Origin of the sequence: Escherichia sp. GZ89 (assembly GCF_019366485.1) — a bacterium.
GTDB lineage: Bacteria > Pseudomonadota > Gammaproteobacteria > Enterobacterales > Enterobacteriaceae > Escherichia > Escherichia fergusonii.
Genome location: NZ_JAEOHX010000002.1, coordinates 24695 through 47053, shown reverse-complemented (window position 1 = coordinate 47053; position 22359 = coordinate 24695). Strand labels below are relative to the sequence as shown.

The 22359-nt window shown below is 49.0% G+C and carries 20 protein-coding genes and 1 pseudogene; 4 read left to right on the top strand and 17 right to left on the bottom strand.

What is annotated here, in order from left to right; translation table 11 throughout:
- Window positions 1–83: 83 nt before the first annotated feature.
- Window positions 84–1151 carry an outer membrane-stress sensor serine endopeptidase DegS gene (gene degS / locus K0335_RS04595; RefSeq protein WP_000497731.1) on the top strand — a complete coding sequence of 356 codons (1068 nt, stop codon included), beginning with the start codon at window positions 84–86 and terminating at the stop codon, window positions 1149–1151.
- A 35-nt stretch (window positions 1152–1186) separates the two neighbouring features.
- Here degS and K0335_RS22420 read toward each other — a convergent pair.
- From K0335_RS22420 to mdh, 7 genes and pseudogenes are all read right to left on the bottom strand, one after another.
- A pseudogene (locus K0335_RS22420) lies at window positions 1187–1409 on the bottom strand (oxaloacetate decarboxylase subunit beta); the annotation flags it as partial.
- A 182-nt stretch (window positions 1410–1591) separates the two neighbouring features.
- Window positions 1592–2209 carry a L(+)-tartrate dehydratase subunit beta gene (gene ttdB, locus K0335_RS04585; protein WP_000162409.1) on the bottom strand — a complete coding sequence of 206 codons (618 nt, stop codon included), beginning with the start codon at window positions 2207–2209 and terminating at the stop codon, window positions 1592–1594.
- Window positions 2209–3108: a L(+)-tartrate dehydratase subunit alpha gene (gene ttdA / locus K0335_RS04580; RefSeq protein ID WP_000045353.1), complete on the bottom strand. Its 900-nt coding sequence runs from the start codon at window positions 3106–3108 to the stop codon at window positions 2209–2211. Before ttdA ends, ttdB begins: the two co-directional genes overlap by 1 nt.
- Before the next feature lie 31 nt (window positions 3109–3139).
- The gene (locus K0335_RS04575) at window positions 3140–4408 is read right to left on the bottom strand and encodes an SLC13 family permease (protein WP_000433387.1); all 1269 of its coding nucleotides are present in this window, start codon (window positions 4406–4408) and stop codon (window positions 3140–3142) included.
- 211 nt (window positions 4409–4619) lie between these two features.
- Window positions 4620–5285 carry a GntR family transcriptional regulator gene (locus K0335_RS04570; protein ID WP_001137891.1) on the bottom strand — a complete coding sequence of 222 codons (666 nt, stop codon included), beginning with the start codon at window positions 5283–5285 and terminating at the stop codon, window positions 4620–4622.
- Window positions 5272–5901, bottom strand: a complete 630-nt coding sequence (locus tag K0335_RS04565; RefSeq protein ID WP_024256539.1) for a GntR family transcriptional regulator — start codon at window positions 5899–5901, stop codon at window positions 5272–5274. The genes K0335_RS04570 and K0335_RS04565 overlap by 14 nt, the downstream gene beginning before the upstream one ends.
- Before the next feature lie 139 nt (window positions 5902–6040).
- Entirely contained in the window at window positions 6041–6979 is a 939-nt protein-coding gene (gene mdh, locus K0335_RS04560) for a malate dehydrogenase (protein ID WP_000861594.1), read from the bottom strand.
- Window positions 6980–7393: 414 nt separating this feature from the next.
- Here mdh and argR point away from each other — a divergent pair, with 414 nt between their 5' ends.
- Together argR and yhcN are read left to right on the top strand one after the other, a co-directional pair.
- Entirely contained in the window at window positions 7394–7864 is a 471-nt protein-coding gene (gene argR, locus K0335_RS04555) for a transcriptional regulator ArgR (RefSeq protein ID WP_001257854.1), read from the top strand.
- A gap of 353 nt (window positions 7865–8217) precedes the next feature.
- Complete coding sequence (gene yhcN, locus K0335_RS04550; RefSeq protein WP_000782936.1) at window positions 8218–8481, top strand: peroxide/acid stress response protein YhcN; 264 nt, start codon at window positions 8218–8220, stop codon at window positions 8479–8481.
- A gap of 57 nt (window positions 8482–8538) precedes the next feature.
- Here the strand turns inward: yhcN and K0335_RS04545 are convergent, their stop codons facing one another.
- From K0335_RS04545 to aaeX, 4 genes are all read right to left on the bottom strand, one after another.
- Window positions 8539–8811, bottom strand: coding sequence for a hypothetical protein (locus tag K0335_RS04545; protein WP_219393775.1), 273 nt, complete (start codon window positions 8809–8811; stop codon window positions 8539–8541).
- A gap of 113 nt (window positions 8812–8924) precedes the next feature.
- Window positions 8925–10892: a p-hydroxybenzoic acid efflux pump subunit AaeB gene (gene aaeB, locus K0335_RS04540; protein WP_219393744.1), complete on the bottom strand. Its 1968-nt coding sequence runs from the start codon at window positions 10890–10892 to the stop codon at window positions 8925–8927.
- 5 nt (window positions 10893–10897) lie between these two features.
- On the bottom strand, window positions 10898–11830 hold the full coding sequence (gene aaeA, locus K0335_RS04535) for a p-hydroxybenzoic acid efflux pump subunit AaeA (RefSeq protein WP_000854044.1): 933 nt from the start codon (window positions 11828–11830) through the stop codon (window positions 10898–10900).
- Window positions 11831–11837: 7 nt separating this feature from the next.
- Window positions 11838–12041, bottom strand: coding sequence for a p-hydroxybenzoic acid efflux pump operon protein AaeX (gene aaeX, locus K0335_RS04530; protein ID WP_000051841.1), 204 nt, complete (start codon window positions 12039–12041; stop codon window positions 11838–11840).
- 183 nt (window positions 12042–12224) lie between these two features.
- Between aaeX and aaeR the strand changes: the two genes are divergently transcribed.
- Window positions 12225–13154: an HTH-type transcriptional activator AaeR gene (aaeR, locus tag K0335_RS04525; RefSeq protein ID WP_000440325.1), complete on the top strand. Its 930-nt coding sequence runs from the start codon at window positions 12225–12227 to the stop codon at window positions 13152–13154.
- A 79-nt stretch (window positions 13155–13233) separates the two neighbouring features.
- Here the strand turns inward: aaeR and tldD are convergent, their stop codons facing one another.
- The 6 genes from tldD to mreC all read right to left on the bottom strand — a co-directional run bounded on the left by tldD (window position 13234) and on the right by mreC (window position 22303).
- The gene (gene tldD / locus K0335_RS04520; protein ID WP_219393743.1) at window positions 13234–14679 is read right to left on the bottom strand and encodes a metalloprotease TldD; all 1446 of its coding nucleotides are present in this window, start codon (window positions 14677–14679) and stop codon (window positions 13234–13236) included.
- A gap of 154 nt (window positions 14680–14833) precedes the next feature.
- Window positions 14834–18625, bottom strand: coding sequence for an AsmA2 domain-containing protein YhdP (gene yhdP / locus K0335_RS04515; RefSeq protein ID WP_104920056.1), 3792 nt, complete (start codon window positions 18623–18625; stop codon window positions 14834–14836).
- Window positions 18626–18680: 55 nt separating this feature from the next.
- Window positions 18681–20150, bottom strand: a complete 1470-nt coding sequence (rng, locus tag K0335_RS04510; protein ID WP_000123204.1) for a ribonuclease G — start codon at window positions 20148–20150, stop codon at window positions 18681–18683.
- On the bottom strand, window positions 20140–20733 hold the full coding sequence (locus K0335_RS04505) for a nucleoside triphosphate pyrophosphatase (protein ID WP_000203087.1): 594 nt from the start codon (window positions 20731–20733) through the stop codon (window positions 20140–20142). Before K0335_RS04505 ends, rng begins: the two co-directional genes overlap by 11 nt.
- Before the next feature lie 17 nt (window positions 20734–20750).
- Window positions 20751–21239, bottom strand: a complete 489-nt coding sequence (mreD, locus tag K0335_RS04500) for a rod shape-determining protein MreD (protein WP_000179411.1) — start codon at window positions 21237–21239, stop codon at window positions 20751–20753.
- Window positions 21239–22303 carry a rod shape-determining protein MreC gene (mreC, locus tag K0335_RS04495; protein ID WP_000802528.1) on the bottom strand — a complete coding sequence of 355 codons (1065 nt, stop codon included), beginning with the start codon at window positions 22301–22303 and terminating at the stop codon, window positions 21239–21241. Before mreC ends, mreD begins: the two co-directional genes overlap by 1 nt.
- Between the last annotated feature and the right edge of the window lie 56 nt (window positions 22304–22359).

Genomic DNA, 22359 nt, shown 5'->3' with positions numbered 1-22359 from the left:
AAACCGGGCATCAGCCTTACGTGTGATGTCCGGTTAACTCATGGTATGCTGCTCCCGTTCCTTATTTTTATGACGCCTCCATCATGTTTGTGAAGCTCTTACGTTCAGTTGCTATTGGTTTAATTGTTGGCGCCGTGCTGCTGGTCGCCATGCCCTCATTGCGGACAATCAATCCTTTTTCTGCACCGCAATATGACAGTACCGATGAGACGCCAGCCAGCTACAACCCGGCCGTTCGCCGCGCAGCTCCGGCTGTGGTCAACGTCTATAACCGTGCAGTTAACAGCACTTCCCGCAATAAACTTGAGATCCGTGGACTGGGCTCCGGGGTTATCATGGATCAGCGCGGTTATATCATTACCAATAAACATGTGATCAGCGATGCGGATCAAATTATCGTCGCATTACAGGATGGTCGTGTATTTGAAGCCTTGTTGGTAGGCTCCGACAGCCTGACTGATCTGGCCGTTTTGAAAATCAACGCCACCGGTGGATTGCCGACAATTCCAATTAATGCCAATCGTACACCGCACATTGGCGACGTGGTTTTGGCTATCGGTAATCCCTACAACCTGGGGCAGACCATTACTCAGGGGATCATCAGCGCTACCGGGCGTATTGGTCTGAATCCCAGCGGAAGACAAAACTTCCTACAAACCGACGCCTCCATCAACCACGGTAACTCCGGTGGTGCACTGGTAAATACGCTGGGAGAATTGATGGGTATTAACACACTGTCCTTTGATAAGAGTAATGACGGCGAAACACCAGAAGGGATTGGATTTGCGATTCCTTTCCAGTTAGCAACCAAAATTATGGATAAGCTGATTCGTGATGGCCGGGTAATTCGTGGATTTATCGGTATTGGCGGACGTGAAATTGCCCCGATGCACTCCCAGGCTAATGGGATTGATCAACTCCAGGGCATAGTGGTTAATGAAGTTTCCCCGGATGGCCCGGCAGCTCTGGCAGGTATTCAGGTTAATGATGTGATTATCTCCGTGAACAACAAACCTGCAGTTTCCGCTTTGGAGACAATGGATCAGGTTGCCGAAATTCGCCCTGGTTCAGTGATTCCGGTAGTAGTAATGCGTGACGACAGGCAGTTAACATTCCAGGTCACCATTCAGGAATACCCGGCAACAAACTGATAAAGCTCCCCGCCTGGGGAGCTGTATTTAATCAACAATATTGGCCCGGCCGGGAATCTGGCGAGAAACCCGGCCACCACCAGCAGCGCAACACCAGAAGCTATCGCTATTTTATAGGACAAGGCCAACACTCCAGGTGTGTACCCCATCTCTACAGCCAGCGTTTCCATATCAGCCAGGTCTGACGGTATGCAAAGCGTCTTTAATGGCATGAACATCAGACAGACAATTAAGCTTTTCGGCAATTATCGCCAGTTGATGCTTCCGGTAAATAAAGGTTTACAACGACTGACATACAATAGCCTTCAAAAAGAAGGCACAATAATGGTGCTATAAGCGACTTAAAAAATAAGTATGGACTTCCCCAGGCCTACAGACCGGCGATACTTTTTAAAAATCACCAACAGACACCTTTATTGTGCGCAAGGTTAAATCAGACGTTATTTAATAAAGCTGACGTTCTGGCATATTTCTTCAGCAACAATATCTTTACGCTGATTAAAGATAACTTTATTTTGCTCGAACAGGTTATTGCCATGAGTATCAATTGAAACAATTAAAGGGCCAAACTCTTTAACCCGGCAAACCCACAATGTTTCCGGCATCCCTAAATCGCGCCACTGTGCATCTTCAATTTCTTCAACACAGACCGCAGCAACAACCGCACAACCAGCAGGGAAAACACAATGCAAAGCTTTATGTTCAGCACAACCCTCTTCAGTGCCTTTTCCCATACCACCTTTACCGACAATCAGTTTTACCCCGGTTTGCGCAATAAATTCTTTCTCAAATTTTTCCATACGCATACTGGTGGTAGGCCCAACAGAGACCATTTCAAATTTGTCATCAGATCCTGCAATCGGACGAACAATCGGTCCGGCATGAAGAATTGCGCCACCTTCGATATTAACCGGCAGTTCTCTACCACCTTCAATTAATCGGCGATGCGCAACATCACGACACGTTACAATATGACCATTGAGATAAATAATATCTCCCGCTTTAATATCTGCGAGGTCTTCATCTTTAATTGGCGTAGTCAGGATTTTTTTAGTCATTAGAGAGTCACTCCTGTATGAGACGTAATGGTATAATTTAAATCTTTATCGAAAACGATATGGCCTTTGCGGTGCGACCAGCACCCAACGTTTACTGCTACACCAATTGTGGAAGGATGACGTGCAGTATTTTCAATATTCACGCCCATCACGGATGTATTACCAGACATTCCCTGAGGACCTAATCCAATTTTATTAATGCCCTCTTCAAGCATTTTTTCCAGTGATGCAGCCCGTTCATTTTCATTATGAGAACCAACCGGGCGCATCAGCGCTTTTTTCGACAGCAATGCAGCCGTTTCTACAGAGGTCGCCACACCAACACCTACCAACAGCGGCGGACAAGCATTTAGCCCGTAACTGGTCATCACATCCAGCACAAAGCGTGTCACACCTTCGTAGCCTGCGCCCGGCATTAATACCATCGCTTTACCCGGCAAAGAGCAGCCACCGCCAGCCATATAGGTATAAATGCTGCACTGATCAGAGTTGGGAACAATCTCCCAGAACACCGTTGGCGTACCTTTACCCACGTTTTTTCCGGTGTTGTATTCATCAAAGGTTTCGACGCTATTGTGCCGTAGTGGAGAGTCAACGGTCGCTTTGATCACCGCTTCACGCAGTAGTGCTTCCAGTTCGCCAATCAGTGGAAAATTCGTACCACACTCCACCAGAAACTGGATTACGCCGGTATCCTGACAAGACGGACGATCCAGTTCTTTTGCCAGACGCTGGTTATCAAACATGGTGGTAAAGATGACATTCGCCAGTTGGCTGGTCTCTTTTTTCTGTAAATCTTCCAGTTTTGCGGTGACATCATCAGGCAGTACTTTGCCGGTATATCCCACAAACCTGGCCATAATATTGGTCATATGGGATATCTGTTCGCTTTTGCTCATAATTGCTCCTTGAAAAGGACAGTTGCGTTAATTACGGGTGAAAGGGGAAAAGAATTGGCAGCAAAATCAGGCTGACAATGGTTGAAACGATAATCAGGGGAATGCCAGCTTTGGCGTAGTCGATGAACTTATAGCCGCCAGCCGAGAGCACCATCATATTTGCTGGCATACCAATGGGTGTGGCGTAGGCACAGGAACCGCCGATAACTGTTGCCATTAAAACAGCACGTGGATCTGCGCCCATTCCAGCTGCAATCGACAAACTTACGGGCACCAGCAACGCTGTTGTCGCAGTGTTAGACATAAAGTTGGTCATAATCACCGATAAGGTAAACACCGCCACCAGTAACATAAAAGGTGAGGAGTTTTGTCCCAACATGCTAATGACATAGTCAGCAACCAGTTTGCCAGCACCTGTCATCTCCAGTGCTTTTGCCAGCGCCAGCGTGCCGCCGAAGATAAAAATGGTCTGCGAATCAATAGCGTTATAGGCCTGTTTTTCATTCAGGACACCTGTCACCACTAACACCAGCGCCCCAACACAACCGATCACTGCCAGACTAATACCGATCTGTTTTTCGAAGATCATGCCAAGGATCGTGGCGATCAATACCACCATAGACAGGATCTGCTTCCACTGTGGTATATGGCTGTAATCTCGTTGCTCGCCCACGCTACCAACCGCACCACCATTCGAGTTAGCAGGCAGGAATTTATAGCCAATTGTCAGGAAGTAAAAAATGCCGCAAGCCAGCATGGGCAGGCCGATTTTGGCGTATTCAAAAAAGCCAAACCCACTACCAATATTCTGTAAAGCGGACTGAGCAATCAGGTTACCCGGCGCACCAATCAGCGATAAGTTGCCGCCGAGCGCCGCAGCAAACACCAGTGGCATCAGCAGATGTGAGCGACTAAAACCTGATTTTGCTGCCACACCGATAACTACCGGAATCAACACCGCTGCTGTTCCGGTGTTGGAAAGAACACCGGACATCAATCCAGTCACCAGCATGATGGTGAAAATGAGCTGCTTTTCGGTTTTGGCAAAGCGAGTGATAACGCCGCCTACTTTATTCGCCATTCCGGTTTCGAATAGCGCACCGCCAACAATAAACATCGCAACAAATAAAATGACGTTATTGTCGATAAAACCGCCAAAAGCCTGTTTAACGTTGAGCACACCGGTAATGACCAGCGCAACACAAACGATCATAGAAGTGACCGCCAGCGGCACTTTTTCCCACACAAACATAGCTATGGCAAAGACCAGTAAACATAGGGTGATGGTAATGGGTTCCATATTTATAATTATCCTATCAATGATATATGATATTGTATCCAATATTGTTGGGACGAAAATTATGCCTCGCGCCAGGCGAAGTCAACGCGTTTTTAAGAAATGGATCAGTTTTGCGATCTAAATCAAGATCGTCAGAAAACGGTTTCGATGGGAAATTTATTCGTTATATCAATGATTAATATCGCCTGCACAGGAGGTGCAGACGATCAGATCAGGCGGCGGGATCGTCTACGTAGCGGGTTAGCATGTTTTCCATTGAGCGAATAATATGGTCATGCATACGCTGACGGGCCAGTTTTTCATCATTTTTTTCAAGAGCTTCTAAAATACCTTTATGTTCCTGAATGGAAATACCGGCATATTGCTCTTCCGTCACTTTATGACCCATCGACAGGCCATTCCACATATTGGAAAGCAGCATTTTCATTTTTTCATTACCCGCAGCGTTCCAGATTTCCATATGAAACGCCTGATTCAGGTCGGAATATTCAGCAGAATTATTATCAGCGAGGGCTTTCTCCGCCGAATAGTACACCTGAGCAATGCGTGAAATATCGACTCCAGGGCGCGAGGCTTTCGCCACGGCTTCACTCTCCAGCAATGCCCGGATCTCGTAGTGTTCACGAATAGTTTGTTCCTTAATACCCAGCACAACCGCACCTTTGTTTGGTCGTACTTTAATCAGTCCATCTGCCGCCAGAATCTGAAATGCTTCGCGCACGGGCATACTGGAGACGCCCACCATACTGGCAATACCTTCCAGGGTGATCTCCTGTCCTTCCACCAGCTCACGAGACAGTATGGCCTTGCGTAATACCGCTGCGACCTGTTCTTTCGCTGAAAGAAGCTTAATTTTCCCTAACTTAGGTCTCGGCAATTTCCAAATCCTTCATATGTTGACGCATAATTTCTGCTAATGAGAGGAAGTAACGCAGAGTGACCTGCACTATTTCATCGCGTTCACCTTTGCCGATGGCTGTACTGAGTTCGCGTAAAAGTAGCGCTGACTCCTGGCTATCCTCTTTCAGATACAAAATGACATAAGAGATGTAGCCATCCAGAAACTGCTGGTAGGCTTTCGAAAGATAACGGTTATCAATATATGATACGAGTGTCAGATGAAATTCCAACTCACGAGATTTATCTCCGGGCTGCGCCAGGCTCCGGGCAAGTTGCTTAAGTGTTTCGCCTGCCGCCGATGGAATTAAGGCAAACAGCTCAGCAGCCATTGCCGCAATGACACGAAAGATCTGACTGACATCATCAGCCGCCAGTTTCGCCACTTGCATATGGCGGTTTGGCAAACGGATCAAAAAACCTTCCTGTTCAAGGGCTTGTAATGCTTCTCTGACCGGCATTCTTGAAAGCCCCAGTTGCTCAGCAATACTCTCCTGCGCCAGTTCATCGCCGGCCTGTATATTGCCGGACAAAATTTCGTAGCGAATGATTTGAGAGATCTGATCCCTGGTTTGCTTTCTTTCGATTTTCTTCACAACATCCCCATCAGCTGTCACTAAAGACGCCGGGAGTTTAACAGATTTGTGACGTGGGTTAGTAATTCCAGTGAGGATCTGCAAGAACAAAAAACCGGAGGCATTACTCCGGTTTATCGTTGTGGTGATACAAATTCGCTTATTTATTAACGAACGCTTCACCCAGCTGAATATCTTTCTTCAGTGTATCCAGCATACCTTCCAGCGCATTCTGTTCAAAAGCGCTCAGTTTGCCGATTGATTTACGTTCTTCTACGCCGTTTTTACCCAGCAGCAGTGGCTGAGAGAAGAAACGCGCATATTGGCCATCACCTTCTACATAGGCGCATTCCACCACACCTTTTTCACCCTGTAGCGCACGAACCAATGACAGACCAAAGCGTGCTGCGGCCTGCCCCATCGACAATGTCGCAGATCCGCCACCGGCTTTTGCTTCCACCACTTCAGTACCCGCATTTTGGATACGTTTAGTCAGATCAGCAACTTCTTGCTCGGTAAAGCTCACGCCCGGAATCTGTGACAGCAGGGGCAGAATGGTCACGCCGGAATGGCCGCCAATTACCGGAACTTCGATTTCGTCAGGTTGTTTGCCTTTCAGCTCTGCCACAAAAGTATTGGAGCGGATAATATCCAGCGTGGTTACGCCGAACAGTTTGTTTTTGTCATAAACACCCGCTTTTTTCAGCACTTCTGCTGCAATAGCAACAGTCGTGTTAACCGGGTTAGTAATGATACCAATGCAGGCTTTCGGGCAAGTGGTCGCAATTTGCTGGACCAGATTTTTCACAATGCCAGCATTCACGTTGAACAGGTCAGAACGATCCATACCTGGTTTACGCGCAACGCCCGCAGAAATCAGCACCACATCAGCACCTTCGAGGGCTGGGGTAGCGTCTTCACCAGCAAAACCTTTAATTTTTACAGCAGTAGGAATGTGACTCAGATCAACAGCCACGCCGGGAGTAACTGGAGCGATGTCATACAGGGAGAGTTCTGAACCTGAAGGCAGTTGGGTTTTTAACAGTAGTGCAAGCGCCTGGCCGATACCACCAGCGGCGCCGAGGACTGCGACTTTCATCCTAAACTCCTTATTATATTGATTAGCTAAATATTTGTTGCTCCGCGGCGGCGACCTTAATTCAGAAATTCAATGAATACAATAACCACACTCTAAGAATGTGTACTCACGCGAATTTAGCTTTTATGTATTTAATTTTCCTGATTATAGCCACCCACACAACAGAACAACTTTCCAACAGGTATTGACAATATACCGTACTATTTGACCAAAACAACATCAATTTCATAACATTTTTTTTACTTTTGACGAGATTTGCGAGCCGTGACACAGGCATGTTTCTTGATAACGAAATTTGATAAAATTCTGCTCTTTCATAACATTATTTCAGCCCTCATCAGGGCAGACTGTTTGCATAAAAATTCATCTGTATGCACAATAATGTTGTTTCTACTGCCATATTACGGGTGACTTATGCGAAGCTCGGCAAAGCAAGAAGAATTAGTTAGAGCGTTCAAAGCGCTACTTAAAGAAGAAAAGTTTAGTTCACAGGGCGAAATCGTCGTCGCGTTGCAGGAACAAGGCTTTGACAATATCAATCAGTCTAAAGTCTCACGCATGCTGACGAAGTTTGGCGCAGTGCGTACTCGTAACGCCAAAATGGAAATGGTTTATTGCCTCCCGGCGGAACTGGGTGTACCGACAACATCCAGCCCATTGAAAAACCTGGTGCTGGACATCGACTATAACGATGCCGTTGTGGTAATTCATACCAGCCCAGGCGCGGCGCAACTGATTGCTCGCCTGCTTGACTCTTTGGGTAAAGCAGAGGGGATTCTCGGCACCATCGCCGGTGATGACACAATCTTTACCACGCCCGCCAGCGGCTTCTCAGTGAAAGAACTGTACGAAGCTATTCTGGAACTGTTCGAACAAGAACTTTAATCCCTTTCCCCCGTCGCCAGACGGGGGAAATCTTTCGCCACTCCCCGTTTTCTCCATGGCCTTTCACCTACCTGCTTTAGCATTGAGTGCCTTTATTAGCGACCTCATATTGATGATATGAATACAAAATGTAAATCAGGTCTATTTCCTGGCAATTCACATCTCATTGATTTATCAACAATTAAAAAATGAAATGATTCATATTTGTTATGATTTTAAGATTTGTTAACAATTAATATCACTGCAAATAATTAGCCAGGTATTAATTATTCACGCAACTAGTGTATACTTGATTTTGTGATGAGGGTCACGAAATAAAGGCCCTGATAAAGAATTCTACGAGGTGAAATAATATGAAAATGAAAACAACTGTTGCTGCCCTGAGTGTCCTCTCCGTACTGTCTTTTGGTGCGTTCGCTGCTGACTCCATTAATGCTAATCAGGCGCAAAATCGTGAAGCAATCGGTACGGTATCCGTTAGTGGCGTTGCTTCTTCGCCAATGGATATGCGTGAAATGCTCAACAAAAAAGCAGAAGAGAAAGGGGCATCAGCCTATCAGATCACTGAAGCACGTAGCGGCGATACCTGGCACGCCACGGCCGAACTGTACAAATAAACCCTCATCGTCAAGTCCGACGATATTGCCCCCCAACTGCCGGGGGCTTTTTTTATCTTAATGACGCATATTAAAGCGCAAGTGCCCTTCCAGTTCTTCTTCCGCTTCATCAAATAAAAGAATCAGAGCGCCAAAACGCCTGCGCGTTTTGTCATGGACATGAATAAACTCAATTTCCAGTGGCAGCGGTAGCTTATCCTCCATGATGACATCCCAAAATGAGTCAAGATCGCGTACCTGATCCCGGGTAAGTCCAAACGTTTGGGTAAACTCACGGAAAAAATCTTCCAGGTTCTCAATCTCATCAAAATCAAAAGTATAGATATTCATCAACTGCACCATTTTTTCCGTCGGCTTTCCACATGACATAGTGATCAGATTATCCGCACAACGACTAAGTATAGGCGTAAAAAAACCGACGCTGTTGGCATCGGTTTTCATACTTAACTGCTTGTCAGCGCATGTTGATACTTATGCAACATGCCTGAAAGTCGCTTCACCGGCTCGGTGACTTGTGGCGGTGCGTGCCATATCCGCAATTTCTCCTGATAAATCTCCAGCTCTTCCAGCAGCTGGCTAAAATATTTACGTCGTTTATCATCGCTGCGTGCAGAAATCACCTTATCGGCAGTGCGCCGCATCTGACGATGAAATGCAGATAAGTCGTCGTTAATCGGTACGGGTGCATCGCGCAAACGCTGATGAGCAATAATCATCGTCAATGCCAGATGAAACTTCGGCAAATCACCAGGAAACTTATTCATTAACAAGAACAGCTGCTGATAAAGTGCCGGAAGGTGATTCTCTTTACGTCGCACGACATTAGTCGTCATGGCAGAGATAGCCGCTGAGACAAACTGATTTAGCAACACACGTCCGGTGCGATCCCGGGATTTATCACGCACCAGCAAAATGACGGTAAATGCCAACACGCAGCCGACAATCTGTCCAAGCGCGCTATCCAGGAACAAACTGAATTCAAACTTCATCGGGTTATCCAGCACAATGATGTTAATTGTACTGGCCAGCGCCCCCATCGAACCCAGTCGACGTTTTTGCACTTCAATACCAAGGAAGAATCCCAGCACTGCCAGACTCAGGCATAACAACAACATGCTTTGTTGCGTATTGGGGATGATCACCAAAAAATAGAGTAACCCCAACGGCAGTGCCGCCAGCGTGCCATAGATAAAATCGATTCCCACCATTCGAGGATTAGGCAGCCGCATTGCCAGTGATGTTACAACAGCAATCATCACCATTGCCCCACTACCAGAAGTCCAGCCGGTCCATAACCAGAACAATGTTCCCAACACGCAAGAAATCGTGGTTCGCCAGAAGTTAACCATTGCGTGGTGGCGTTCGGCTGACTCGGCTTTCACCACCGGCTCACCTTGTAAGATCTCTTCTTCCGTAGCGCTAATTTTGGTGTTGCTGATAACCCCGCGTTTGATCAACAGATAACGTGTCGCCGCCCCTGCCCAACTATAAATCGTCACGGGCGTTTCACGCTCTCCTGTCCATGCAATAACGCGACGTAAACGCTTAAGCTGCTTATGCACATCCTGAGCAGTTTCAACAGGAGTGCTGAAGAACTCCCGAAAAGTCTCGGTGATCAGTTCTGGTCGGGTGTTCTGAATTAAATAGGTTTCGCATGATTGAGTAATCAATGTCAGCGATAACGTATTAAGTGCTTTTAAGCGTCGATTTGCCCGCGCCCAGCGGGAAGATTCCATATTAAGATTGCTGCGCATCCCTTCCAGGGCTGTTGTCCGCCGCACCAGATTTCCCCAGGCTTTGTCCACCTCCTCCGCTTCACCGTGTTTGATACACAACTGCATCAGTTGATACTGGGCCACCAGCAAGCTATCCAGTTCACGATCCACTTCTTGTTTGATCGATCGCGGCGAAAAGATCAGGTCCGCCACAATTGCGCAGACAATACCGACGACAATCTCACTGCAACGTTCAAGCGCAAACTGCGGCGTCAGCAAAGGTTCTGGCTGAATGGTAATGACGATAATGAGCGCGGTATAGCCTGCCAGCCCCCACGCATACGAATTTTCAACCCGTACCAGCGATGAGATCCAGGTACAAAATCCAGCCCAGATACAACACACCAGAATCATCAGCAGTGGCGCACGGATCATAGCGATGATAATCACCAACCCGGCGATACAACCAATAAACGTCCCAATAATACGCAACATTCCGCGATAACGAATTGCCCCGGCGTAAGGCTCTCCACCGGCAGCAAACGCCGGGCCAGCGGCGACAATTGCCGCCGTCAATACCGCCCAGCGTGGCGTCTCCAGCTGAAAATGGAAACCGACAAACAGCGCCAACACGATGGCGCTCGCCAGTTTGACTGCAAAGCGAATATGTTGGTTAGCTATAGAAAAAATGCCCATCGTGATTAACCAAACTCACGCAGTCGGTGGGCCATTTTGCGAAAGAATGAATCCTGACTCTCGTCACGATCATCTTTCCCGGTAACCACCACCGTTGCTGTGGTACCTGCGGGCCACAAATTTTCTGGTTGTGCGTCGAGGCGAATCCGTACGGGTACACGTTGTGCCAGACGAACCCACTCCAGATTTGAATCAATGGTCGCCATACCTTTGGCATCGCGGGTACTGCTGGCATTAGTTACCCCGGCAGCAACACTATCAACAGTGCCTTTTAACACACGGTTACTGCCCAGCGGTGTAATTTCCGCCCGGTAACCAGGACGAACACCCTCCAGCTTTGTTTCTTCCATATAGGCCAGCACATAGAAGGTGTTCTGTTTTACCAGTGCAACCGCCGTTGAACCTCGGGTAATAAATTCACCAGTATATACATTCAGGTTAGTTACCCAGCCATCAGCAGGCGCGCGGATCACGGTACGTTCAAGATCGAGTTTAGCTAAGTCACGAGTTGCCTGAGCTTTCGCTAACTGGTGTAACACCGTTTGCAGGACGTTATTCGCCTGGTCAATCTCTTCACGAGACATCGCCTGTACACCCAGCCTATTACGACGACTCGCTTCCTGGCGCTTTTCCTGTGCCAGCACGCTGTAATACGCGACATCAGCTTCCGCTTCTGCCAGTGCTTTTTGATAACGTGGCTGATCGATAGTGAACAGAACCTGCCCTTTTTTCACCAACTGGTTATCATGAACATTGACGTTAGTGATGAGTCCGGCAACATCCGGGGCGATAGCCACCACATCGGCGCTAAAGCGGGCGTCACGTGTCCACGGTGACTCCGTGTAGTAGACCCAGGCGCGAAAAATGGCAATAAATGCCAGGATAACCAGTACCAGCGTAATCGCCGTACGCGTGAGTTTTCTTATTAGTGTTTTCACTTAAACCTCAAACAAACAGGCGCGATATCAAGTAGAAGAGACAGCAATAGAGCGCAGTGTTAAACAACGCGGGATGCCAGACAAAATCGTAGATGCCCGTCGGCACTAAGACCCGACGCACCAGCCAGAAAATCGCCAGTGATAACAGCAGCTCGAAAAATATCGGTGGGAAGGAAAGACCAAACACCACGATAACGGGAAACAGACTCATGTTGACCTTGATAACTTTAGAGAGCGCAGATGATGTAGTTGTCAGACTATGTCACCGCAGAGAAGGGCAAGAAAAGCCAGGTGAGAACGACATAGCTGTTAATTGATAATTAATATATTAGCGTAACTGTTATGCTGTTATCTATATAATGTGATCTAAATCACTTTTAAGCCAGAGTGAATAATGGAAAGACTAAAACGCATGTCGGTGTTCGCCAAAGTTGTTGAATTTGGCTCTTTTACTGCCGCCGCCAGACAGCTACAGATGAGTGTTTCCTCCATCAGTCAAACTGTCTCTAAACTGGAAGATGAGTTGCAGGTTAAGCTGTTGAATCGCAGTACGCGTAGTATCGGGCTGACTGAAGCGGGTCGAATTTACTATCAGGGTTGCCGCAGGATGCTACATGAAGTTCGTGATGTTCATGAGCAACTTTACGCCTTTAACAACACCCCTATTGGTACACTACGGATCGGCTGTTCTTCAACTATGGCGCAAAATGTTCTCGCCGGACTAACTGCCAAATTATTAAAAGAGTACCCCGGTTTAACCGTAAATCTGGTGACCGGTATTCCGGCTCCTGATCTGATCGCTGATGGTCTGGATGTGGTGATTCGTGTCGGTGCCTTGCAAGACTCAAGCCTGTTTTCACGTCGCCTTGGCGCGATGCCGATGGTGGTTTGCGCCGCTAAAAGCTATCTCAGCCAGTATGGCATACCAGAAAAACCTGCCGACCTTAGCAGCCATTCATGGCTTGAATACAGCGTACGACCGGATAACGAATTTGAGCTGATCGCCCCGGAAGGGATCTCTACACGGTTGATCCCACAAGGACGGTTTGTCACCAACGATCCCATGACTCTGGTACGCTGGCTGACAGCAGGCGCAGGGATAGCATATGTTCCACTGATGTGGGTGATCAATGAGATCAACCGTGGAGAACTGGAGATCTTGCTGCCACGTTATCAGTCGGACCCGCGCCCGGTTTATGCCCTGTACACTGAAAAGGATAAAATGCCTCTGAAGGTGCAGGTGGTGATTAACTCATTGACGGATTACTTTGTCGAGGTGGCAAAACTGTTCCAGGAGATGCACGGGCGAGGAAAAGAGAAGTAATTAACTATCAGCACTCATGTCACATCTGGTGGCGACCTGTGCCTGATACGACGCTGACGTCGTATCAGGCCTGCACAGATTACGCTGTACCACCAACCGTCAGGTTATCAACTTTGAGTGTAGGTTGCCCTACCCCCACAGGCAGACTTTGCCCCTCTTTGCCGCAGACACCAACGCCATTATCCAGTTTAAGGTCGTTGCCGACCATGGAGATCTGCTGCATGGTTTCGATCCCAGAACCGATCAACGTTGCACCTTTTACCGGTTTCGTCACTTTGCCATTTTCAATCAGATACGCTTCTGAGGTGGAGAAAACGAATTTACCGGAAGTGATATCAACCTGGCCGCCACCAAAGTTCGGCGCATAAATACCATATTCAACAGATTCAATAATTTCCTGCGGAGTAGATTTGCCTGGCAGCATGTAAGTATTGGTCATACGCGGCATAGGCAAATGAGCATAAGATTCACGGCGACCATTCCCGGTCGGCGTCATGCCCATTAGACGTGCGTTGAGTTTATCCTGCATGTAGCCTTTCAGAATGCCGTTTTCAATCAGCACGTTGTACTGACCCGGAGTGCCTTCATCATCAATCGCCACCGAACCACGGCGATCAACCATCGTACCGTTATCAACCACAGTACACAGCGTTGAGGCAACCAGCTCACCCACCTGACCACTAAAGACGGAAGTGCCACGGCGGTTAAAGTCGCCTTCCAGCCCGTGTCCGACCGCTTCATGCAACAATACCCCCGGCCAGCCTGCACCGAGAACTACCGGCATTGTCCCTGCTGGTGCCGCAACAGCTGAAAGATTGACCAGCGCCATACGCACCGCTTCTTTCGCCCAGGCGTCTGCACGGACTTCACCGTCCAGATCTGCAAGGAAAAATTCATAACCAAAACGACCGCCACCACCGCTTGCGCCGCGTTCACGTTTGCCGTCTTCTTCTACCAGCACACTGACAGACAAGCGCACCAGGGGGCGAACATCGGCTGCCAGCGTACCGTCAGTGGCAGCAACCAAGATTAATTCATAGACACCACTCAGGCTGGCAGTCACTTCCTGTACGCGCTTGTCCGCTTCGCGAGCGACCTTATCGACGCGACGCAGGATATCCAGCTTCTCTTCACGACTCATGCTTTGCAGCGGATCAACAGCGGTATACAGCGGGGAGTGTTCAACAGCGCCCAGGGTTTGTACTTTTCCATCACCACTGTCACGGACAATAGTGCGCGCGGCCTGGGCGCTCTGTTCAAGTGCCAGCAGACTTATCTGATCGGCATAGGCAAAGCCTGTTTTCTCACCGCTGATCGCCCGAACACCGACACCCTGATCGATGTTATAAGAACCATCTTTAATGATGCGATCTTCTAAAACCCAGGATTCGTGATAGCTCGACTGAAAATAGAGATCGCCATAATCCAGGCGACGTTCGGCCAGTTGACCGAGAATGGCGAACAGATCCTGATGCTTCAGGCCATTCGCGGTTAGCAGTTGTTCACTTACCAGGTTAAGACTCATCGTTTTTGCTACTCGTTAGTTACTGCGGTAGAGGATTTTTACAGCTGCCGGATGCGGCTTTAACACCTTACCAGCTTACGGTTTCGTTCCTGCTCATTGGCCTTACGGCAACGACTCTTTAATGAGATTGGGGCAATTACACGCCCCCGTCAAATCATTGCTGGTTTTCTTTACGCGGCTGACGAAGTACTTCGTTAATCTGCGGCTGATCGATAGTCCCTGAAATGTGGTAACGCAAAATTGAGACTTTACTCCACAATGGCCCCAGAACTTTACTGGCGGCGAATACAGCCGCCCCCACAATCGGATTAACAGCAAACGCTGCTGCCACGCCGACTGTTGCTGAAATTTCAGGTGCAACCACGGCTTCCATATTCAGTTTACGCTGCACAAGATTAACCGAACCTTTCATCGCGATATCCGCTTCAAGTCCGTCCACCAGCGTATCATCCGTATGTAATACGCCATCTTTAATCCAGGCGGTACTGTTTATTGAATCGTAATAAAAACCTTCACCAAAGGTATCGCTGAAATCAAAGCGCAATTTACGCAACAAGGCATCGACACTCAGCAAGCGCAGCAACTGCCCCGCATGACCTGTGCTGATATCGGTTAACTCACCTTTGCCCAAATGCGTACGGATAATGCCGTTGAGTGTGGCTTCATCTGGCTGCCAGGGCGGATTACGCCAGTGCAGATCATATTCGAAATTAAACGACGAATTACGGATCGGCGTTGAAACACCAAAAAACTCAACTGCGGCATCAATCTTTTTACCCCGCAGCTTACCTTTAATCGATGTACGTTCGTTACCCGGCGCATTTACCCACTCGCCGTCAGCGGTGAGTCTGGCATAGCCCGTATCAAGTAGCCCGTTGCTCAGGGTGAGCGTGTTGCCATTAATTGCAATATCGCCGTCGATCCGGCCATATTTTTGCCCCCAAAACCAGCATTGTTGGCAGCGTATTTGCGCATCTGGCCAGCCCTGGAAACTAATCTGGTTGGCAGCAGCAAATGGCGACGATGTTCCGTTACTCTTCGCCACGCTGGGGTTGTAATAGAGATATTTAATATTTGCCAGCCACGGTGCGTTTTTGTGCATCGCCAGAGAGGCATTAATTTCACGCCCCTGAGCTTCCACTACCGTACCATTGGCAGATGGCTCAGAAATAATACTCAGATTGTTCCAGCGCTGCCCACCTAAAGACAACATCGGCGTACGTAAGGTGATATGTTCCGGGAAGTGGGTGGTATTTCCGACCTGATTCCCCACGCCTTGCTGAAACAGTGCCAGCCACTCTGCACCATCCATTGCCGGAAGATTCAACTCAACACCAGAGTGTTCTGGCAACGGCGGAAGTGTTTTACTGTCAGATGCCCAAATAGCCCGCTCAAGAGAGAGCCTCTCTCCCAGCATCCAGTGACTATTAAAATGGTTGTTTTCCCCGACAAGCCCTGTCAGTTCAAAGCCCTGCAAATTACCTTTCACGTTCATTGTGAATGGTAGCGGTTCGCCAGCGCTTTTTTCCAGCGGTGATGGTAAGTGACTACTTACATTCTTCATATCACCACGAAGTTCAACGTCATAAGTAGCGCCAGCACGATACGGAAGCTCAATACCTACTTTTCCGTCCCACGTTACGCTACCACTTAGCGCATCATTTATCTGTGTCGGAAGAACACCGGTACGTGCCGGTTGCCAGTTTCCGCTTAGATTCACCGCGACCTGATATGCTTTCGCCCCTTCGTTGGTGGTGAAATCGACATTTAGCGGTTGATTAAACCAACGTGCTGTCAACGGCTCACTGGTCAGATTGCCGTTGATAAAGCGGAATTTACCACTCAGGTTATCCAGTTTGCTATTGAGAGGCTTAATAAACAGGCTGTTATTTTTAAGTGCAACCTCGCCTTTAGCAGTAACAAGTTCGCCATTCAGTGGAATATCCAGATGTAAGCGAGCATTCACATTACCATCCAGCTGAAGTTGCTCAAGCGTTGCACCAAGTGAATCTTTTAACGGCGATTCGTCGAAATATGGCCCAACGGCTTTACCAGGACCACTGATATCCGCATCAATTAATAACTTCTCTTTCGAATAATCAGGGATGACAGCGGTCAGATTACTGGCCTGAACACCGCCCAGATTCACTTTGTCACTGCGCATCCATAAGCCGTCATTGATAAAATCCAGCTCAATATCAAGATTTGTTAGCGCAGGCCAGTCGGGTTGAAAGGCAAATTTGGCATTACGTAGCGGGACTAATACTTCAAATTGCCCGTCATTGTTTTCATAAGGGAAGTTTTGTGGGTTACCGCCGTACACCAGAGTTGCGTTATCTGCCTGACCGCCCTGAATGGCGCTACTGAGATAATCAACCAGCTCTTTACCCATCAGGTTTTCCGGGAAGTAGCGCCAGGCTTGTGAACCATCGTCGGTACTGATTCCCGCCAGAATACCCAGCCATGGCTCATCATTGGCAGGCTGTAGATAGCGAAAACCACCATGGGCATGAACAGCCGTTGCTTTGACGTCTATATTGCGACCATCTAACTGAAATCCTTTGTCATTTTTCAGCCAGTTTATAGTTGCCACACCCTCTTCTATTTCCAGCGGGGCGCGGAAAACCGTTTCGTAAGGCATTTTTGCCTGTTTCATCGAAACCGTCATGCTGGCGTTTTCGACACTACCAGCCAGCGTACCGGAGAAATGCTCAGCACCTGGCAGCAGTTTCCACTGTTTCCAGGCAAGATCACGCCAGTCGATTTGAAAACGGGTTTTTTCTGTTTGCTGTAGAGGAATATCCAGCGCAAGGACGTTTATTTGCCCGCTCGGTTGAGTCGCTTGCCAGATCTCACTCAGTGCCGGTGAAAGTTTACTTGCCAACGGACGGAGACCTTCCAACCCAGCCAGCTCCAGATGACTGGCACGGATTCGCAGCTCATCACTACGCTGATTATTCTTACCACCAACATCCTGTTCCGGTATCCAGGCCAGAGTTAATGCCCCACTCGGCCACGGCTTGTCATCCATCGTAATACGGGTATCAGGAATGGAAAATTGCCAGCCAGGCTGTTCGCGGGTGATGTGTGCAGTGAGATTATCAACCGAAAGAGTATGGGTTTTACCTTCTCCCAGCCAGCTTGCACCGCCCTTTTTCAGCCAGATATCGCCTCCGATAATGTCGCCATCGTCGATAGTCATCCAACCTTCAAGGGAGAATTGCGCCGTTTCAAGAGCAATGTTGTCCTGCATCCATTTACCCAGCCACGGCTTTACATCGATATCATCAGCCTGTAGCCAGATTCGACCATCTTTCAGCAGGCCATCGTTATCCTGCAAATCCATACGCACCTGCATCACACCATGCTGCCCGGTAAGGCTGGAAAGGCTGACCTGTCCTTCGGCACGGTGGCGAGCCTGGTCGTTCAGCCACGTCAGTTGCGGGATCGCCAGTTCAGCGCGTTGCCCGGATAACGTAATAAAACTGACTTCGCTGTCACGTAGATCAAAGTGATCGAACTGGCGCAAAAAAAGATCGCTGAGTTGGCTGCCTTCCAGCCCTTCACCACCATCACCTGGTTCTATGGGTGTATTGGTACGAAAACGCAATTGCCAGAAAGTGAGATCGCGAAATTGCCAGCGCATATGCAGCAAGCTTTGCCACACATCCAGTGCAAGAGTGACACGTTTTACAGAAAATTCACCGCCATCTTTTAAATCAGCGTGAATATCACGGGCTTCAAGGGTCGGGCCGAAAGTCTGCCAACTGGCGGAGAGCTGGCTGGCATCGACCGGGACTCCGGTCGCGGATTCAATTTTGTTGAGGATCTCTGGACGCCAGTGATCAAGATGGGGTAACGCCAGGCGCAGGCCACTGACCAGCAGCGCCACAACGACGACGAGCGTGGCTCCAGTGAGCAGTAAAATCCCCGGCAATCGCCTCACGCGTCTCTCCTTGTCTGCCTAAAAAGGGCCGTCTGACTGGCGGCCCGGTGCGGGTTTACATCATTACAACGTCAAACTGCTCCTGGTTATAGAGCGGTTCGATTTGTACTTTAACTTGTTTACCAACAAAAATTTCCACTTCTGCCAGCGCGTGTGACTCTTCTCCCTTCAGCGCTTCTGCCACTGCCGGAGAAGCATAGACGAGGAAGCGATCAGAGTCATAAGCATGATGCACGCGCACGATTTCACGCATGATCTCATAGCAGACGGTTTCTACCGTTTTCACCGTTCCACGGCCATGGCACGTTGGGCATTCGTTACACAACACATGCTCAATACTTTCGCGGGTGCGCTTGCGTGTCATCTCCACCAGCCCCAGAGCTGAAAATCCGTTAACGCTGGTTTTTACCCGATCTTTACTCAGCGCCTGCTCCAGCGAATGGAGTACCCGACGACGGTGATCTTCATTATTCATATCAATGAAATCAATAATGATTATGCCACCAAGGTTACGTAAACGCAGTTGGCGAGCAATCGCTTGTGTTGCTTCGATGTTGGTGTTGAATATGGTGTCATCCAGGTTGCGATGGCCGACAAATGCGCCGGTATTAATATCTACTGTGGTCATCGCTTCCGTCTGATCAATGATCAGGTAGCCGCCAGATTTCAACTCAACTTTACGCTCCAGCGCCCGCTGGATCTCATTTTCCACATCAAAGAGATCGAAAATCGGTTGGCGCCCGCTGTAATGTTCCAGCTTGCTGGTCATTTCGGGAATGTACTCAGCGGTAAATTCCAGCAATGCTTCATAGGTTAAACGAGAGTCCACGCGGATCCGATCCAGCTCAGCATCAGCAAAATCTCTTAATACACGCTGTGCCAGGGCCAGTTCACCATAAAGCTGATAGCGGGTTTGTGGGCGCTTTTTGCGCTCCATCACTTTGGTCCACACGCGCTTGAGATAAGCCGCGTCAGAAGCCAGTTCCGCCTCTCCTACGCCTTCTGCCGCTGTTCGGATAATAAATCCGCCCTGCTCATCACAATAGTCTGCCACCACCTTTTTCAGGCGTTCGCGTTCAGACTCACTTTCAATGCGTTGAGAAACTCCAACATGTGAAGCTCCTGGCATAAATACCAGATAACGAGAAGGCAAAGTGATATCAGTGGTCAGGCGCGCCCCTTTAGTGCCAAGGGGATCTTTGACCACCTGCACCATCAGATCCTGCCCCTGACGCACCAGTTCAGAGATATCCCGGACGGTAAACTGCTTTTGTTCATCACCTGCCACACATTCGGTATGCGGCATAATATCGGAAGCATGGAGGAATGCGGCTTTTTCCAGGCCAATATCTACAAAAGCCGCCTGCATACCCGGAAGTACACGACTCACACGACCTTTGTAGATATTGCCTACGATTCCGCGTCGCGCCTCACGTTCAATATGAATTTCCTGCAGAATACCGCCATCAATATACGCCACGCGCGTTTCCGATGGCGTTACGTTTACCAACAATTCAGCCGTCATGTTTATCCCTTTCTTCACGCAGTGCGTTAAAATTACTTAATAATTCATACGTTTCAACCAGCGGTAAGCCGACTACGGCGTGATAGCTGCCATTTATCTTCCTGACAAAACAACCACCCAGCCCCTGAATACCGTATGCACCTGCTTTATCTAACGGTTCACCGCTGGCGACGTAACCTGCGATGTCTTCGTCTGTTAACGTTCTGAAAGTCACATCAGTAACCACCAGGCAATCCAGCACATGTTGGCGGTCTGCCAGTGCCACTGCCGTCATCACCTGGTGAGTCTGCCCTGATAGTTTGCGTAGCATTGCGCTTGCGTGTGCAGCGTCGCGCGGTTTTTCCAGTACTTCTCCGTTGAGAATGACAATAGTATCTGCCCCCAATACTGGCAGATTCTGCGTCACTTTAGCGACACCTGCCTGCGCCTTTTCCCGCGCCAGACGTGTGACATATTGCTGAGCGCTCTCCTGCGGCTGACGCTGTTCTTCAATACCCGTAACAATACGTTCAAAGGTAACGCCAAGTTGCGCAAGTAACTCCTGACGACGCGGAGAACCGGAAGCTAAATACAGAGAAGTCATAGAAACCTTTAATGCACTTATTGCACTGCAAACTGCTGGCGAACTTTTCGCATCAGCAAGAAAATCCACGGCCAGAGCACGCCATTAACTACACTACTCCAGAACACTTCGGGTCTGAAAGAGACGTTGATCACTAAAAACTCTGCCCAGAAAACAATAATATCCACCACCAGCGAAAGCAACATGACGACCAGCGCCTGCTGCCATAATGCAAGGTTACGGAAAAGCTGGTACTTAAGTGCCACCAGATAGGCGACGATGCTCATTGAAAGCGCACGCACCCCCAGTGTTGAACCGCTGATGAGATCCAGTATGGCACCCATCACAAAACCTGTGCCCACATTTACGCGGTGCGGCAGAGCGAGTATCCAGTAGAGCAGTATAAGCAGTACCCAATTAGGCCGGAAAACAATGATATTCTCCGGCCAGGGCATGATTTGCAGTAACAAAGCTATAAGGAAAGAGAGCCAGATTACCCAGCGCCCCTGACTGCGATAACTGGCCACTACTGCCTCCCCGGCGCGCGCGCAGGCGTCGTCGTAGCAGGTGGCGGAGTGACCGCCTGCCCTGATGCAGCAGCTGGCGGCGTTGCAGGTTGAGTAGCCGCTGGCGGAGCGATGCCTGTAGCTGGCTCAGGTAACTGCGGCCCCATCGCGTCTGGCGAAGGTAATACTTGTGGCATCATCTGCATCAGGCGTTCATTAGCAACCCGATGTACTTCTTCCGGCGTCATTGGATTAGCGCCGTTACGGTCCGCGCCCCAAAGCAGCAGCAAGTAACGTAAACGTTGCAACCCGGCTGTTGGACGTGCCTGAATCACGGTATAAGCCCGCTGGGTGTCAAGTTTCACGGAAGAAACCACGGCAACCGGATAACCTTCCGGGAAACGCCCCCCGAGACCGGATGTCACCAGAACATCCCCCACCCGAATATCTGTGTTGGCGGGTAAATGTTCCAGTTGCAGATCATCAGTACAACCGTTACCTGCGGCAATCACACGGATATCGTTACGCAGCACCTGAATCGGCAGCGCATGAGTTGCATCACAAATCAGCAGCACCCGGCTGGTGAGTTTTGCTACCGCAACAACCTGACCGACAACACCTTTATCGCTAATTACCGGCTGCCCTTCGTAGACGCCGTTATCGCTGCCTTTGTCGATGACAACCTGGTCGCTGTAAGGATCGTTAACCGTCGAGATGACCTGAGTCACCATCTTTTGTTCATCCTGACGCAACGGCGATCCCAGTAATTCACGCAGACGTGCGTTCTCCTGCTTGTATTGCCCAAGCATAAGCAGATCGCTGTTTTTCAGCAGCAGTTCCTGACGCAGCGCACGGTTTTCCAGTTCAAGCTGATCGCGTGAGGCCAGCGTTTGCGAGACGCCATCAAGCAATTCGCGAGGTGCGTTAGAGATAAAAAAGAAAGGGCTGACGGCGGTATCCATATAAGTACGGATTTGACTGAACGTCCCCAGGCGGCTGTCGGCGATAATAACGCCGAGCGCCACCAGCACCGCCAGAATAAGGCGAATCTGTAGCGACGGGCCACGGCTAAAAATTGGCTTCATAAGTTATGCGTATTCTCGTGTCAGATTCGGCAGGGTTAGCAAGCGCTCACCCTGCC

What these genes read in the sequence shown, in the direction of transcription:
- degS (WP_000497731.1), top strand. Translation starts at nt 84, where the DNA reads ATGTTTGTGAAGCTCTTACGTTCAGTTGCTATTGGTTTAATTGTTGGC.
- ttdB (WP_000162409.1), bottom strand. Translation starts at nt 2,209, where the DNA reads ATGACTAAAAAAATCCTGACTACGCCAATTAAAGATGAAGACCTCGCA.
- ttdA (WP_000045353.1), bottom strand. Translation starts at nt 3,108, where the DNA reads ATGAGCAAAAGCGAACAGATATCCCATATGACCAATATTATGGCCAGG.
- K0335_RS04575 (WP_000433387.1), bottom strand. Translation starts at nt 4,408, where the DNA reads ATGGAACCCATTACCATCACCCTATGTTTACTGGTCTTTGCCATAGCT.
- mdh (WP_000861594.1), bottom strand. Translation starts at nt 6,979, where the DNA reads ATGAAAGTCGCAGTCCTCGGCGCCGCTGGTGGTATCGGCCAGGCGCTT.
- argR (WP_001257854.1), top strand. Translation starts at nt 7,394, where the DNA reads ATGCGAAGCTCGGCAAAGCAAGAAGAATTAGTTAGAGCGTTCAAAGCG.
- yhcN (WP_000782936.1), top strand. Translation starts at nt 8,218, where the DNA reads ATGAAAATGAAAACAACTGTTGCTGCCCTGAGTGTCCTCTCCGTACTG.
- K0335_RS04545 (WP_219393775.1), bottom strand. Translation starts at nt 8,811, where the DNA reads ATGAATATCTATACTTTTGATTTTGATGAGATTGAGAACCTGGAAGAT.
- aaeB (WP_219393744.1), bottom strand. Translation starts at nt 10,892, where the DNA reads ATGGGCATTTTTTCTATAGCTAACCAACATATTCGCTTTGCAGTCAAA.
- aaeX (WP_000051841.1), bottom strand. Translation starts at nt 12,041, where the DNA reads ATGAGTCTGTTTCCCGTTATCGTGGTGTTTGGTCTTTCCTTCCCACCG.
- aaeR (WP_000440325.1), top strand. Translation starts at nt 12,225, where the DNA reads ATGGAAAGACTAAAACGCATGTCGGTGTTCGCCAAAGTTGTTGAATTT.
- tldD (WP_219393743.1), bottom strand. Translation starts at nt 14,679, where the DNA reads ATGAGTCTTAACCTGGTAAGTGAACAACTGCTAACCGCGAATGGCCTG.
- rng (WP_000123204.1), bottom strand. Translation starts at nt 20,150, where the DNA reads ATGACGGCTGAATTGTTGGTAAACGTAACGCCATCGGAAACGCGCGTG.
- K0335_RS04505 (WP_000203087.1), bottom strand. Translation starts at nt 20,733, where the DNA reads ATGACTTCTCTGTATTTAGCTTCCGGTTCTCCGCGTCGTCAGGAGTTA.
- mreC (WP_000802528.1), bottom strand. Translation starts at nt 22,303, where the DNA reads ATGAAGCCAATTTTTAGCCGTGGCCCGTCGCTACAGATTCGCCTTATT.